The 12,595-nt window shown below is 71.4% G+C and carries 11 protein-coding genes; 3 read left to right on the forward strand and 8 right to left on the reverse strand.

Features of this window, described 5'->3' with window-relative positions; all coding sequences use genetic code 11:
- Nucleotides 1-90: 90 nt before the first annotated feature.
- On the reverse strand, nt 91-1,476 hold the full coding sequence (locus tag AB0N59_RS06135; protein WP_363480233.1) for an aspartate aminotransferase family protein: 1,386 nt from the start codon (nt 1,474-1,476) through the stop codon (nt 91-93).
- A gap of 19 nt (nt 1,477-1,495) precedes the next feature.
- Nucleotides 1,496-2,980, reverse strand: coding sequence for a CoA-acylating methylmalonate-semialdehyde dehydrogenase (locus AB0N59_RS06140; RefSeq protein ID WP_363480236.1), 1,485 nt, complete (start codon nt 2,978-2,980; stop codon nt 1,496-1,498).
- 98 nt (nt 2,981-3,078) lie between these two features.
- On the opposite strand from AB0N59_RS06140, the gene AB0N59_RS06145 reads away from it, so the two are divergent.
- On the forward strand, nt 3,079-4,629 hold the full coding sequence (locus AB0N59_RS06145) for a PucR family transcriptional regulator ligand-binding domain-containing protein (protein WP_363480239.1): 1,551 nt from the start codon (nt 3,079-3,081) through the stop codon (nt 4,627-4,629).
- 24 nt (nt 4,630-4,653) lie between these two features.
- Here the strand turns inward: AB0N59_RS06145 and AB0N59_RS06150 are convergent, their stop codons facing one another.
- The 3 genes from AB0N59_RS06150 to AB0N59_RS06160 are packed head-to-tail and all read right to left on the reverse strand — an operon-like array spanning nt 4,654 to nt 6,911.
- Nucleotides 4,654-5,007: a cupin domain-containing protein gene (locus AB0N59_RS06150; protein WP_363480242.1), complete on the reverse strand. Its 354-nt coding sequence runs from the start codon at nt 5,005-5,007 to the stop codon at nt 4,654-4,656.
- On the reverse strand, nt 5,004-6,401 hold the full coding sequence (locus AB0N59_RS06155) for an FAD-dependent oxidoreductase (protein ID WP_363480245.1): 1,398 nt from the start codon (nt 6,399-6,401) through the stop codon (nt 5,004-5,006). The genes AB0N59_RS06150 and AB0N59_RS06155 overlap by 4 nt, the downstream gene beginning before the upstream one ends.
- Before the next feature lie 42 nt (nt 6,402-6,443).
- Complete coding sequence (locus AB0N59_RS06160) at nt 6,444-6,911, reverse strand: Lrp/AsnC family transcriptional regulator (protein WP_204974610.1); 468 nt, start codon at nt 6,909-6,911, stop codon at nt 6,444-6,446.
- Between the two features lie 100 nt (nt 6,912-7,011).
- Between AB0N59_RS06160 and AB0N59_RS06165 the strand changes: the two genes are divergently transcribed.
- Nucleotides 7,012-8,442 (forward strand): gamma-aminobutyraldehyde dehydrogenase, encoded by a 1,431-nt coding sequence (locus AB0N59_RS06165; protein ID WP_363480248.1) that lies wholly within the window; start codon nt 7,012-7,014, stop codon nt 8,440-8,442.
- 90 nt (nt 8,443-8,532) lie between these two features.
- Here the strand turns inward: AB0N59_RS06165 and AB0N59_RS06170 are convergent, their stop codons facing one another.
- The 3 genes from AB0N59_RS06170 to galT all read right to left on the reverse strand — a co-directional run bounded on the left by AB0N59_RS06170 (nt 8,533) and on the right by galT (nt 11,506).
- A complete protein-coding gene (locus tag AB0N59_RS06170; protein ID WP_363480251.1) occupies nt 8,533-9,042 on the reverse strand; it encodes a GNAT family N-acetyltransferase in 510 nt (169 codons plus the stop codon).
- A 101-nt stretch (nt 9,043-9,143) separates the two neighbouring features.
- Complete coding sequence (gene galK, locus AB0N59_RS06175) at nt 9,144-10,325, reverse strand: galactokinase (protein ID WP_363480253.1); 1,182 nt, start codon at nt 10,323-10,325, stop codon at nt 9,144-9,146.
- Entirely contained in the window at nt 10,322-11,506 is a 1,185-nt protein-coding gene (gene galT, locus AB0N59_RS06180; RefSeq protein WP_363480256.1) for a galactose-1-phosphate uridylyltransferase, read from the reverse strand. Before galT ends, galK begins: the two co-directional genes overlap by 4 nt.
- Before the next feature lie 97 nt (nt 11,507-11,603).
- Here galT and AB0N59_RS06185 point away from each other — a divergent pair, with 97 nt between their 5' ends.
- Nucleotides 11,604-12,554, forward strand: a complete 951-nt coding sequence (locus AB0N59_RS06185; protein WP_363481225.1) for a LacI family DNA-binding transcriptional regulator — start codon at nt 11,604-11,606, stop codon at nt 12,552-12,554.
- Nucleotides 12,555-12,595 lie beyond the last annotated feature (41 nt).

The following is a 12,595-nucleotide window of genomic DNA, read 5'->3' on the forward strand; positions in this document are numbered from 1 at the left end:
GCGCGGGGGAGCCGACCGCCCGTGCACGCCGAGGCGGTGCGGAAGCGGAGGTTCCGGCCCCGCACCATCGAGTGCAGGGCCGGATGCCCGTCAGGCGGTGTGCTCGTCAGCCGCCGTGAGAGCCTCGTCGATCGCGGCGAGGCCGCGCACGAGCTCGTCCTCGGTGATGACGAGCGGCGGGGCGATGTGCGTGCGGTTGAAGTGCACGAACGGCCAGACGCCCGCCTTCTTGGCGGCGGCGGCGAAGGCGCCCATCGGGGCGGCATCCGCGCCCGAGGCGTTGAACGGCACGAGCGGCTCTCGGGTCTCGCGGTCGCGCACGAGCTCGACGGCCCAGAACAGCCCGCGTCCACGCACCTCGCCGACGCTGGGGTGGGTCGACCCCCACGAGCGCAGCGTCGGCTCGACGATGCGCTCGCCGAGGTCGCGCACCCGCTCGAGGATGCCGTCTCGGGCGAACACCTCGAAGGTCGCGACACCGGCGGCGCACGCCAGCGGGTGACCGGAGTAGGTGAGGCCGCCCGCGAACGGCGTGGTGTCGAAGTGCGAGGCGATGCGGTCGGAGATCACCACGCCGCCGAGGGGCACGTAGCCGGAGTTGACGCCCTTGGCGAAGGTGATGAGGTCGGGGCGGCCGTCGTACGCCTGGAAGCCGAACCACTCGCCCATGCGGCCGAACCCGACCATGACCTCGTCGGCGATGTACACGATGCCGTGCCGGTCGCACAGCTCCCGCACGCCCTGCAGGTATCCGGGCGGGGGCACGAGCACGCCGTTGGTGCCGACGACCGACTCGATGATGATCGCGGCGATGGTCGAGGGGCCCTCGAGCAGGATCGTCTGCTCGAGGTGCGCGAGAGCCCGCTCGGCCTCCTGCTCGGGGGTCTCGGAGTGGAACGGCGAGCGGTACAGGTACGGTCCGAAGAACCGCACCGCGCCGGTGTCGCTGACATCGTTCGCCCAGCGGCGTGGGTCGCCGGTGAGCGAGATCGCCGTCGAGGTCGAGCCGTGGTAGCTGCGGTACATCGAGAGCACCTTGCGGCGCCCGGTCGACTGGCGCGCCAGTCGCACGGCGTACTCGTTGGCCTCGGCGCCGCCGTTCGTGAAGAAGACCTTCTCGAGACCCTCGGGGGCGACCCCGGCGATCAGGCGGGCGAGCTCGCCGCGCACGTCGTTCGCGACCGACGGCTGGATGGTGGCCAGGCGTCCCGCCTGTCGCTGGATGGCGGAGACGAGATCGGGATGCTGGTGACCCAGGTTCAGGTTCACCAGCTGGCTCGAGAAGTCGAGGTACTCGTTGCCGGCGTAGTCCCAGAACGTCGACCCGGAACCGGATGCCACGGGCACGGGGTCGATGAGCGCCTGCGCGCTCCAGGAGTGGAACACGTGCGCGCGGTCGTCGGCGCGCACCTGCGCCTCGGCCTCGGGGGCGGGCAGGGCGTGCGTCGCGCCGTGCCGGTCGGTGTAGCTGCTCATGTCGCTGATCTTCCTCGGGTCAGTGGTTGCTGGGGAAGCCGAGGTCGACCTGCGCGGGCGTGTGGTCGGGCCAGCGGGTGGTCACGACCTTCGAGCGCGTGTAGAAGTTGATCGACTCGGGGCCGTAGATGTGCGAGTCGCCGAACAGCGAGTTCTTCCAGCCGCCGAACGAGAAGGCGCCGACCGGCACGGGGATCGGCACGTTGACGCCGACCATGCCGACCTCGATGTCGAACTCGAACTGGCGGGCGGTGCCGCCGTCGCGGGTGAAGATCGCGGTGCCGTTGCCGAACGCGTTGGCGTTGATCAGCTCGACGGCCTCGGCGTAGGTCTCGACGCGCACGACCGAGAGCACGGGGCCGAAGATCTCGTCCTCGTAGACCTTCATGCCCGGTCGCACGTTGTCGAGCAGCGAGACCCCGGTGAAGAAGCCGTCTCCCTCGAATCGCTTCTGGGTGCCGTCGACGATCACGGTGGCGCCTTCTGCGGCGGCGCCCTTGACGTACGACTCGACCTTGTCGCGGTGCTCTCGGGTGATCAGCGGGCCCATCTCGGAGGCGGAGTCGGTGCCGGCGCCGATGCGCAGGTCGGCGATGCGGGTGCGGATGCCGTCGACGAGGTCATCGGCGATGTCGCCGACGGCGACCAGCACCGACACGGCCATGCAGCGCTCGCCGGCAGAGCCGTAGGCGGCCGAGATGGCGGCGGCGGCGGCGCCGTCGAGATCGGCGTCGGGCATGACGACCATGTGGTTCTTGGCGCCGCCCAGCGCCTGCACGCGCTTGCCGTTGGCCGAAGCGCGCTCGTAGATCGACTTCGCGATGGGGGTGGAGCCGACGAAGCTGATGGCACCGACGTCGGTCGAATCGAGCAGCGTGTCGACGGCCGTCTTGTCGCCGTTGACGACGTTGAGCACGCCGTCGGGAAGACCGGCCTCCTGGAAGGCCTTGGCGAGCCAGATGGCGGCGGACGGGTCCTTCTCGCTCGGCTTGAGCACCACGGTGTTGCCGCACGCGATGGCCGAGGCGACCATCCACAGCGGCACCATCACGGGAAAGTTGAACGGCGTGATGCAGGCGACCACGCCGACGGGCTGCTTGACCGAGTGCACATCGACGCCGCGCGAGACCTGCTCGGCGCGCTCGCCCTTGAGATGGTGCAGCAGGCCCGCGGCGAACTCGACGTTCTCGATGCCGCGCGAGACCTCTCCTGCGGCGTCGGAGAGCACCTTGCCGTGCTCGCTGGTGACGATGGCGGCGAGCTCGTCGGTGCGCTCGGCGAGGATCTGGCGCAGACGGAAGAACACGTCGGCGCGCTTGATGAGGCTCGAGGCGCGCCACGCCTTCTGGGCCGCCTTGGCCGAGGCGATCGCCTGCTCGACCTCCTGCACGCTGGCGGCGGCGACCTGGCGGTGCGCCTCTCCGGTCGCGGGGTCGTAGACCGGCAGGGTGCGGTCGGTGGTGCCGGTCTCGGCGCCGTCGATGTAGTGGCGGATCGTGGTCACGAAGATTCTCCTCGATGAGATGTGGGGTTCGTTCGCACAGACTGACCGGAAGGGTCTTCTGGCTCGAAACCCATGATTCCAGCGGGCAGAATGGATGCATGAGTGCAGACCGTCCGGAAGATGACCTCACCCGGACAGAACGTCCGGACGACATCGCGCTTCCTCGGGTGCGGGACGCGCTCGACACGGTCACGCTCATGCGCGGCGACCCGCAGGTGCTCGTCGGCGGCCGTGCGCTCGACGCGCGGGTGCGCTGGGTGCACGTCTCCGACAGCGCTGAGGTCGCGGGTCTGCTCGATGGCGGAGAGCTGCTGCTGACGACGGCGGCGGGGTGGAGCGGTACGGATGCCGCGCTGCGCGCGGTGGCCGGGAGCCTCGCCGACGCGGGGATCGCCGGCATCGTGCTCGAACTCGGTGCGCGGTTCCCGGTCGCCCCTCCGGCGCTGGTCGCCGCCTGCCGGGCACGCGGGCTGGCCCTGATCGCGCTGGAGCGGGTGGTCAAGTTCGTCGCGGTCACCGAGGAGGTGCATCGGCGCATCATCTCGGGCCAGCTCGAGGCGCTGCAGGAACGGCAGCGGCTGCACGAGCTGTTCACGGGGCTCACTCTGCGCGGGGCGCCGGCCGACACCGTCGTGCATGCGGCGGCGCAGGCACTCGGCGCCCCTGTCGTGCTCGAGACGCTGGGGCGCGAGGTGGTCACCGCCGAGCTGTGGGGTGAGGCGGCGAACGAGGTGCTCGGCGACTGGGCTGCGCGCTCGCGCGCGGGCGACGGACTGCTCGCCGTGCCGGTCGAGGCCCGAGGCGCGCGGTGGGGCACTCTCATCGCACTGCCCGGAGACGAGCATCCGGCCGGACGCACGACCGTGCTCGAACTCGCAGCGACGGCCCTCGCGCTCGCCCGGCTGGCCGACGGGCCGGACGAGTGGGCGACCCTGCCCGCGCACGAGCTCGTCGATGCGGTGCTCAGCGGCCGCCACAGGGGCGACGACGACATCGCCGCCCGGCTGCAGGCCGCGGGGCTGCCCGTACGCGGGCGGGCTCTCAGCGTGCTGGTCGCCGAGAGGGCGGACGTCACGGCGACGGATGCCCTGATCGCCGCGCTGACCGACGACGGCGCCCCGCGCGCCTCCGTCCGAGCCCTGGGGGCCGTGCAGGACGGCGCGGCCGTGGTGCTCGTGTCGGCCGCCGCCGGCATCCGGTCTTCGGCGCTGCGCCGTGCGGCCGACGCATCCGGGGCGGGCCTCGCCGTGGGCCCCGAGGTCTCGACGGTCGCTCAGCTGCTGGCATCCATCCGCCCGACCCGCCTGCTCGCCGCCCGGCTGCGGGCGGGCGAGGTGCGCCGCGTCGACGACAGGCCGCTCACGCGTCTGGTCACCGAGCTCGGCGACGACCACCGGCTGCAGGAGCACGCCGAGCGCCTGCTCGCGCCGCTGATCCGGTACGACGAGCAGCATCAGGGCGACCTCGTGCGCGTGCTCGGCGCGGTGGTCGCGCATCCGGGCAGCCGCACGGCCGCGGCATCCGCCTCGCATCTGTCGCGGTCGGTGTTCTACCAGCGTCTCGCGGTGATCTCCGACCTGATCGGCGCCGATCTCGACGACGGCGAGACTCTCGCGGCCCTGCACCTCGCGCTGCTGGCGCGCGGCTGATCGGGCCAGCCGCCCCGTCGTCGATCAGGCGAGGTACACCTTGCGCAGGGTCTCGTGCACGGTCCACAGCGTCTGCATGCCCTCGGTCAGGCGCACGACAGAACCGGCCTGCACCTCGATGGAGGGCAGCGCCGGTTCGATGAAGTCGACCCGTGCGCTGCCGGCGAGCACGATGAACACCTCGTCGGCCTCGGCGTCGACCGCCGCGCCCTCCGTCATCTCCCAGATGCCCACGTCGACACCGCTGAACGTGCCCAGCTGCCGGACGCCTGTGCTCGGCGACCCCGAGCGGACGACGTCGGCGGGCAGCGACTCTTGCGTGACCGGCGCCTGCAGGGCATCCGTCACGGCTCCCGCCGCGTCCAGCGGCAGAGTCATGAGTCGAAGCCCATGCCGACGGCGTCGAGAGTCCTGAGCAGCAGGTCGCGCCTGCCGCCGTTGTGGTCGGCGCGGTCCATGGATCGGCGCACGAGGTTCACGCCGATCGACGCGGCGGGCTCGGGCGGGAACGGGATGGGCTTCGTGCGCACCATCTCGAGGCGGGTGCGCTCGGTGTCGAGACCGGCGAGCTCGTCGAGCATGACATCGGCGGCGAAGCGACTGGCGCCTACACCCAGGCCGGTGAATCCGGTCGCGTAGGCGACGCGCCCGCCTCGTGCGGTGCCGAAGAACGCGCAGAACCGGCTGCACGAGTCGATCGCGCCCGCCCACTGGTGGGTGAAGCGCAGCCCCTCGAGCTGCGGGAAGGTCGTGAAGAAGTGCGAGGCCAGCCTGCGGAAGCTCTCCGGCCGGTTCTCGTACTCGGCGCGCACCTTGCCGCCGAAGTGATAGACCGCGTCATAGCCGCCGAACAGGATGCGGTTGCCGGCGCTGAGCCGGTAGTAGTGGAACTGGTTCGCGCTGTCGGCGAGACCCTGACGGTTCTTCCAGCCGATCGCGTCGTACTGCTCCGCGGTGAGCGGCTCGGTCATCAGCGCGTAGTCGTAGACCGGCACGGTCATCAGCCGGTTGCGCTTGAGCAGCGAGGGGAAGACGTTGGTCGCGAGCGCGACGTGATCGGCGGTGACGGTCGCGCCGCCCTGCACGGTGACGGTCTGCACCCCTCTGCCGCCGATCCCGGTCACACGGCTCTGCTCGTGGATCACGACACCGAGCTCGGTGGCGACCCTGGCGAGCTCGACGGCGAGCTTGGCGGGGTGGATCATCGCGCAGCCCTCGCGGTCCCAATTGCCGGCGAGATAGGTGGGGGAGTGCACTTCGGCGCGCACGCCATCCTGATCGAGGAAGCCGTCGCCCTCCATCCACTCGATCTGGTGCGGCTCGGTCGCGACGGCCAGCTGACCGGTGCGCTCCCAGTCGACATCCATGCCGTAGCGCTCGACCGACTCCTGGATGCCGTCGAGGTTCTCGAGTCCCAGGCGCACGAGGGCATCCATCTCGTCGGGCCAGCGGTTCATGCCGTTCTCGTAGCCGTGGGTGAGGCTGGCCTCGCAGAACCCGCCGTTGCGGCCCGAGGCCGCCCAGCCGATCCGTGCCGCCTCGAGCACGACGACCGACCGCTGCGGGTCGCGCTCCTTCGCGCGCACGGCCGTCCACAGCCCGACGTAGCCGCCGCCGACGATGACGAGGTCGGCGCGGGTGGACGCGGTGAGCGGCGGATACGCGGGCCGCTCGACGTCGTCGAGCCAGAACGTCGCGTGCCTGGTCTCGCTCAGCGCATCGTCGATGATGCTGTCGCGCGGGCGGGCGCGCTCGAAGACAGTGGTGCCCATGGGTTCTCGTCTCGTGTCAGCGGGGAAGGGCCGCGCTGCTGATCAGCGCGTTCCCCAGTTGTAGAAGTCCTTGTGCAGGCCGGCGTAGATGAGGCTCTCGGTGTGCTCTACGCCGGGGATGGCGCGCACCCGCATCGACACGAGCTCGAGCAGATCCTCGTCGGTCTCGCAGATGGCCTCGGCGAGCACGTCGAAGGTGCCGAGCGTCACGACGACATACGCGATCTCGTCGAACGCCTTCACGGCCTCCGCCACCTCGCGCGGATCTCCGGAGGTGCGGATGCCGATCATCGCCATCCGCGAGAATCCGAGCTGACGCGGGTCCGTGACGGCGACGATCTGCATGACGCCGGCGTCGGTGAGCCGCTGCACGCGCTGGCGCACGGCGGCCTCGCTGAGTCCGACCGCGCGCCCGATCTCGGCGTAGGGCCGGCGCCCGTCCTGCTGCAGCAGCTCGATGATCCGCTTCGAGACGTCGTCAAGGGCGGTGGTCTTCGACTTGTCGCTCATGTGCCGATCCTGACACGTAGAACGGGTGTCTGCAACCGTATTCGTAGAGAAACCGCGAAAAAACTTCTGAATCCGCAGAGATCGAGGTTAGAGTGACGGCATGGCAACGACGACGCTGCAGAATCACATCGGCGGATCCCTGCGGGACGCGCACGGCACCGGCACGCTCGATCTCATCGACCCGGCGACGGAAGAGGTGTACGGGCGCATCCCATTGTCCGACCAGCGCGACCTCGACGACGCATACGCGGCCGCTGCGGCGGCATTCCCGGTCTGGCGAGAGAAGACACCGGCCGAACGGCAGCTCGCGCTGTTCCGGATCTCTGATGCCATGGCATCCCGCGCCGAGGAGTTCGCCGACCTCGAATCACAGGACACCGGCAAGCCCCGCGCGACCCTCGTGGCCGACGAGATCGAGCAGTCGATCGACCAGCTGCGCTTCTTCGCGGGTGCCGCCCGCAACCTCGAAGGGCGCGCCGCGGGCGAGTACGCGGCGGGGCACACCTCTTATGTGCGCCGCGAGCCGATCGGCGTCATCGGCCAGGTCACACCATGGAACTACCCGCTGAACATGGCGGTGTGGAAGATCGCCCCCGCGCTCGCCGCGGGCAACACGGTGGTGCTGAAGCCGGCCGAATCGACGCCGCTGTCGACCCTGCTGCTCGCCGAGATCGTCGCCGAGCACACGCCGGCGGGCACCCTGAACGTCGTGCTCGGAGCCCGGGAGACCGGCGCCGCGCTCGTCGCCCACCCGGCACCGCAGATGGTCGCCATCACCGGGTCGGTGCGGGCAGGCATGGCGGTCGCGTCGTCTGCGGCGAACGACCTCAAGCGGGTGCACCTCGAGCTCGGCGGCAAGGCGCCCGCGATCGTGTTCGACGACGCGTCTCTCGACAGGGCGGTGGATGCCATCGTCACCGCCGCGTTCTTCAACGCCGGGCAGGACTGCACCGCGGCGACCCGCGTGATCGCGCACTCGTCGGTGCACGACCAGCTGGTGCGCGCCCTCGTCGAGCGCACGAGGACCCACGCGCGCACGGGCGCGCCGCACGAGGAGGGCGTGCTGTACGGCCCGCTCTCGAGCGCAGCGCAGCTCGCCCAGGTGCAGGGGTTCGTCGACAGGCTGCCGGCCCACGCGACGATCGAGACGGGCGGACGGCGCCAGGGCGAGAAGGGCTGGTTCTTCGAGCCGACCATCGTCTCGGGCATGCGGCAGGACGACGAGGCCGTGCAGAACGAGGTCTTCGGGCCCGTGCTCACCGTGCAGTCGTTCGACACCGACGACGAGGCGCTGGCGCTCGCCAACGGGGTGCGGTACGCGCTGGCCGCGTCGGTGTTCACGCGTGACCACACCCGCGCGATGCGGTTCACCCGCGACCTCGACTTCGGCTGCGTGTGGGTCAACACGCACATCCCGTTCGTGTCCGACATGCCGCACGGCGGCTTCAAGCACTCCGGCTACGGCAAGGACCTCTCGCAGTACGGCTTCGACGACTACACGCGCATCAAGCACGTGATGACGGCGCTCTGACCCTCGCCCCCGCTGATCGCCGCCGCCCCTGCTCAGCTGCGTGACTGAGCAGGGGCGGCGACGCTGAACAGGGGCGAAGACGAGTGCGCGTCACCCCAGGCGAGTCACGTGCCGCAGCTCGTGCAGCTCGAGCCCGGGGCGGTGGTCGACCTTGCGGGCGCCGTCGGATGCCCACCCGTGGCGCTCGTAGAACCTCGCCGCGCGCTCGTTGCCCTCGAGAACCCAGAGGTATGCGGTCTCGTGGCCGTCTGCGCGCAGGGCGCTCTCGACCGCGGTGATCAGTGCGTGGCCGACGCCCGTCGACCAGGCATCCGGATGCGCGTAGATGCCCCACAGCTCACCGGAGCCGGGCGCCTCGGCATCACGAGCGCCGCCGAAGCTCGCCCACCCCGCGATCGCGCCGTCGCGCTCGGCGACGATCGTCTGGGAAGGACGATCGGCGTCGGCCAGGATGCGCGTCCAGCCGGCCTCGCGCTCGGCGATCGACAGCTCGTCGAGCACGGACTGGGGCATCAGCCCGCGGTACGCCTCCTGCCAGGCGCGCACGTGCACCACGGCGATCCCGTGGGCGTCGGCTGAGTCGGCGGGGCGGATCTCCATGTCGGCTCCTTCTGAGGGGCTTCCCAGCCCGGTTCGAATCGCGTGAATGGCTCGATTCTGCCCGGGATCATCGCCAGATGAGCGATCCGACGCCGGTTGTTTCAGACGTCGCGGCGCGGACCCTCCGAGGGATGCACGGTGAACACGAGCGGGGCGGCGTAGCCGGCATCCGCGAAGGCCCGGGTCACGGCATCCGACACCCGCTCGACGTCGTCGTGGGCGACCAAGGCGATCGCCGCGCCGCCGAAACCGCCTCCTGTCATGCGGGCGCCGACAGCGCCCTGCACCAGGGCGGTCTCGACCGCGAGGTCGAGCTCGGCGACCGAGATCTCGAAGTCGTCGCGCATCGACGCATGAGAGGCGACCAGCAGGTCGCCGATCGCCCGGGGGCCCCGCTCGGCGAGGGCGCGCACCGTGTCGAGCACGCGCTGGTTCTCGGTGATCACGTGACGCACGCGCCGGAAGGTCACATCGTCCATCAGTCCGGCGGCTCGCGGCAGGTCTGCCTCGGTCGTGTCGCGAAGCGACCGGATGCCCAGCAGCGCAGCCCCTCGTTCGCAGGCCTCGCGGCGCTCGCGGTAGCCGCCGGTCGAGTGCGAGTGCTTCACCTGCGTGTCGATCACGAGCACCTCGAGGCCCTCGCCGGTGAACCCGGTGGGCACCGACTCGGTGGCGAGCGAACGGCAGTCGATGAAGGTCGCGGCGTCGGCACGGCCGAGCATCGACGCCATCTGATCCATGATCCCTGTGGGGGCGCCGACGGCCTCGTTCTCGGCGCGGCGGCCGACCTGCGCGAGGGCGACGGGGTCGAGCCCGGTGCTCCAGAGCGCGTCGAGGGCCGACGCCACGGCCCCCTCGATCGCCGCCGACGACGACAGCCCCGCGCCGACCGGCACGTCCGATGCGATCGCGATGTCGACTCCCCGGGCTGGCGCTCCCTGCGCTGCAGCGCGGATGGCCCAGGCCACGCCCAGCGCATACGCCGACCACTCCGGCACGGAGGGCGCGCGTCCTGCAGGCGTCGGGAACAGGGCATCCAGCTGCGCCAGGTCGACCTCGACCGGCTCATCGGCGAAGGTCGACGCGACGCGCACGCGGTCGTCGTCGCGCAGCGCCGCCGCGGCGAAGGTGCGGTGCGGGATCGCGAAGGGCAGCACGAAGCCCTCGTTGTAGTCGGTGTGCTCGCCGATGAGGTTCACCCGGCCCGGTGCCGACCAGATGCCGTCGGGCTCGCGGCCGGTGAGACCGGTGAACAGGGTGCGGGCGGCATCGAGCGCGCTCATGCGGACACCTCCGGAACAGAGGCGATCGCATCGCGCAGCCGCTCCGCGGCCACCTCGGGAAGGATCTCGGCGGTCCAGCCGCCCATCGCCGCCTCGGAGCCGGCGAGGAACTTCAGCTTGTCCTCGGCGCGACGGGGGCTCGTCAGCTCGAGACGCATGCGCACGGTGTCACGGCCCGTGTGCACGGGCGCCTGGTGCCAGCCGGCGATGTACGCCGTGGGCGTCGAGTACAGGGCGTCGACGCCCCTGAGCAGACGCAGGTAGAGCGGGGCGAGCTCATCGCGCTCGGCGTCGGTGAGAGCCGCGAAGTCGGGCGCGTGCCGGTGCGGCATGAGGTGCACCTCGAGGGGCCAGCGGGCGGCGAAGGGCACGAAGGCCGTCCAGTGCTCGCCCTGCAGCACGACGCGGTCGGAGTCGCGCTCGCTGTCGAGCACGCGCTGCATCAGGTCAGGTGCGGTGCGGTGGATGCTGTCGAGCAGCCGCTGCGTACGAGGGGTGACGTACGGGTACGAGTAGATCTGGCCGTGCGGGTGGGGGAGCGTGACGCCGATCGCCTCGCCGCGGTTCTCGAAGGGGAAGACCTGCTGGATGCCGGGCAGCGCCGACAGTGCGGCAGTGCGGTCGGCCCATGCCTCGATCACCGTGCGGGCGCGCGTGACCGTCTGGGTGCCGAACGAGCCCTCGTGGTCGGGGCTGAAGCAGACGACCTCGCAGCGGCCGATGCTCGTGCGCGTGCGGCCGATGCCGAGCTCGGCGAGATCGTCGAGTCCCCGCGTGGGGTTGCGGGCCGCGGGCACGCCGCCCGTCGCCTCGTTCAGCGCCGGGCCGAACGCGGGGGAGCGGTTCTCGAAGACGGCGACGTCGTAGTTCGCCGGAACCTCGGAGGGATTGGCGGGGGTCTGCGGGGCGAGGGGGTCGGCGTCTGCACTCGGCATCATCACGCGGTTCTGGCGTCGGGTCGCGAAGGTGATCCAGTCGCCGGTGAGCACGTCCTGCCGCATGGTCGCGGTCTCGGGCCGCTCGTCGAGCACGCGGGCGTCGACGGCGCGGCCGGCGCCGAGGGAGGAGCCGGGGTCGTCGTAGTAGAACAGCTCGCGGCCGTCGGCGAGGCGGGTGGCCCGCTTGACGACGCCTGCGCCGAGCTCGGTCGTTCGCAACTCAGGAGATTCTGCCGTGTTCACGTCAACACGCTACCCTGCGCGGCGTGATAACGTCAACACTCCGGAGTTGTGACCGTCGAGATCAGGGGACCGGATGCAGAGATCCACGCGCGTGTCGATGTCGATGGTCGCCGCCCGAGCCGGAGTGTCGGGCCAGACGGTCTCACGGGTCGCGAACGACAGTCCTAAGGTCGACCCCGAGACCAGGGCGCGTGTCGAGCAGGCGATGGCGGAGCTCGGCTACCGGCCCAACCGCGCCGCCCGCGCGCTGCGCACCGGACGCAGTCAGACCCTCGGCCTCGTCGCACAGACCCTCGCGACCGTGGGCAACTCCCGCATGCTGCAGGCGGTGGCCGAATCGGCCGCCTCTCGCGGCTACGCGCTCACGGTGCTCACCCTGGGCCCCGACGCCGACATCGCCGAGGCCTTCGACCGCCTGCGCGATCAGGGGGTCGACGGCGCCATCGTGCTGAACGAGGCGACCGCGCTCGCCCGCGATGCGGCATCCGCCGGCCTGCGCCTCGTGGTCGTCGACTCGCCGCCCGACGACCGCTTCGCCGTCATCGGCACCGACCACGCAGCGGGCGCTCGCGCCGCCACCGAGCACCTGCTCGCCGCCGGCCACCGCACGGTGCACCACCTGGCGGGCCCCGCCGGCTCGTTCGCCGCCGCAGAGCGCGAGCGCGGCTGGCGAGAGGCGCTGGACGCCGCCGGGCTCGAGGCGCCACGGGTCGCACGGGGCGACTGGAGTGCGGCATCAGGGTTCGACCTGGCGAGCCGGATGCCGACCGGCACCGTCACCGCGATCTTCGCCGCGAACGACCAGATGGCCCTCGGCGCTCTGCGCGCGCTCGCCGAGGCCGGGCGCCGCGTGCCGGACGACGTCGCCGTGATCGGCTTCGACGACATCGCCGACGCTGCGCAGTTCACTCCGCCCCTGACGACCGTGCGGCAGGACTTCGACGCCCTCGGCGAGCAGGCCGTGAGCCGCCTGGCGTCGTGGATCGAGGGCGAGCATCCTGCCGACCTGCTGCTGGCGCCCCGCCTCATCGCTCGCGAGAGCGCCTGACGGTCGGTCCGTCGCGCGCATCGAGGCGCTGGCCGCGGCGT

Origin of the sequence: Microbacterium sp. NPDC089321 (genome assembly GCF_040684935.1) — a bacterium.
GTDB lineage: Bacteria > Actinomycetota > Actinomycetes > Actinomycetales > Microbacteriaceae > Microbacterium.